This window comes from Pseudomonas sp. 2848, from assembly GCF_003253945.1.
Classification (GTDB): domain Bacteria; phylum Pseudomonadota; class Gammaproteobacteria; order Pseudomonadales; family Pseudomonadaceae; genus Aquipseudomonas.
Window position 1 is genome coordinate 1 of sequence record NZ_QKZD01000028.1, and the last position, 2,198, is coordinate 2,198.

Sequence of the window (2,198 nt, forward strand, 5' to 3'; positions counted from 1 at the left end):
GCCGGCGGCAGGTGCAGCACCGCCCCGGCGCACAGCGCCGGCCAGGCCTCCCAGGCCATGGCGTCGAAGCCGAAGCCGGCGACGCTGGAGGTGTGGCTGCCGGCGCCCAGGTCGAAGGCCTGGCAATGCCAGTGGACCAGGTTAGCCAGGGTGCGGTGCTCGACCATTACTCCCTTGGGCTGGCCGGTGGAACCGGAGGTGTAGATCACATAGGCCAGCTGATGCTCGTCCAGGCCGGTAACGACGGGGTTGCTGTCGGCTTCATAAGCCCAGTCATCGCCATCCAGCGCAACCTTGGCCACCTCGCCCACCAGCGACTCAGTGCTCGATTCGACCAGCACCAGCGTCGGCGCACTGTCACTGAGCAGATAGGCAATACGCTCCGCCGGATAACCCGGATCGACCGGCACATAGGCCGCGCCGGCCTTGAGCACGGCCAGCATCGCCACCAGCCGCTGCGGACCGCGCGGCAGGCACAGCGCCACGCGATCCCCCAGGACCACGCCACGCTTGATCAGGTAATGGGCCAGACGATTGGCGCGCTGGTTCAGCTCGCCATGGCTCAGGCTCACCTCGCCCTGTACCACGGCCAGCGCCTCGGGCGCCTGGGCCTCGACCAGCGCATGCACGGTGTGGCCTTTCGGGTAGCTCGCAGCCGTGGCATTGAAGCCTTCGAGCACTTGGACCTGCGCTGTGTGATCGAGGATGGGCAATGTGTCGACCTGCACCGCGCCATCTTGCTCCAACGCCAGGACCAGCCCGGCCACCGCCGAGTTCATCCAGCCCGCGACCCGCTCGGCGCCGATACCCAACAGGGCCAGCACACTGAAGGTGAAGCCTTCGCCGTGGTCATCCACGCTCAGGGTCAACGGATAGTTGCTGCGCTCCTCGCCGCCCAGCTGATGCATGCCCTGGAAGCTGTCGCTATCAGCCGCGGTCACATCAACCGGGCTGTGACGGTAGTTGAGCAACGCACTGAACAACGGCGACGAGGCCGCCACGCCACTGCAACGCTGGGCCAAGGCCAGCGACGCGTGCTCATGGCCAAGCAGCGCCGACAGCCGCTGGTGGGTAAGCCGCACCGCGTCACTGGCCCCCTTGGCCGTGTCGATGCGCAACGGCAAGGTATTGATGAACACGCCCAACGCACGGTCGGCGCCCTCGCCGCCCTGCAGGCGGCCCATCAGCACGGTGCCGAACACCACGTCGTGACGCCCCGCCAGCACGCCCACCACGCGGGCCCAGGCCAGGTGCATCAGGCTCGCGGCGCTGACACCCTGCGCCCGCGCCTGTTCGCGCACCCGGCGCGACAAGGCCAGGTCCAGTGGCAGGCGGGCTTCCTCGATATCACGCCCGTCGCCCTGCACATCGGCCAGGCCCATGGGCAGGGTCGGCTCCTCGACATCGCCGAGCATGTCGCGGAAGAACGTTTCGTGCCCCGCCTGCGCGGCGCCCAGGCGCACCTGGGCCACGTAGGTGCGGTACGGCACAGGAGGACTCAGCAGGTGCTGGCGCCCAGACAGCAACGCCTGCATTTCATGGACAATGACCTCCATCGCCGTGTGGTCCAGGGCCAGGTGATGGAAGTGCAGGACGGCGACCACGCGCTGCCCGGCCGGGTCCATGGCGTAGGTCAGGCGCAGCAGTGGCGCCTGGGTCAGGTCCAGGCGCTGCGAACGTGCGTCGAAATGATCGTGCAGGCGCTCGATCACCGCCTCCTCGCCCAGCCCAGTGACTTCGTGCACGTCCAGGCGGGCTTGGCGCCAGACCACCTGCACCGGCTCCGCCAAACCTTCCCAGACCACCGAAGTGCGCAAGATATCGTGGCGGTCGATGACCTGTTGCAAGGCACCGGCACAGGCTTGCAGCCGCTCCAGGCTGTCGAAAGCCAGGCGGGTCTGCAGCAGATAGGGATCACCCTGCTCCGCACTCAGGTGGTGATAGAGGATGCCTTCCTGCAACGGCGCCAGCGGGTAGATCTCCTGCACGTTGGCGGCGCCGCCCGGCACGCCGGCGACGATGCGGTCGATGCTGGCCTGGTCCAGTTCGATCAGGCTGAGCATCTCTGGGGTGATACGGGTCGCATCGTGGGGGACACGGTTCTCGGGTACGGCCACCTCTCGTCCAGCGCCCACCGCCGCTGCCAGCGCGGCCAGGGTCGGCTGGGCGAACAGCACGCGCACGTCGGCAGCCAGGCC

The 2,198-nt window shown here is 68.2% G+C and carries 1 protein-coding gene; it reads right to left on the reverse strand.

Annotation, left to right across the window (positions count from 1 at the left end):
- A partial coding sequence (locus DFS21_RS26385; RefSeq protein ID WP_146603178.1) for an AMP-binding protein occupies positions 1-2,198 on the reverse strand: 2,198 nt, incomplete at both ends.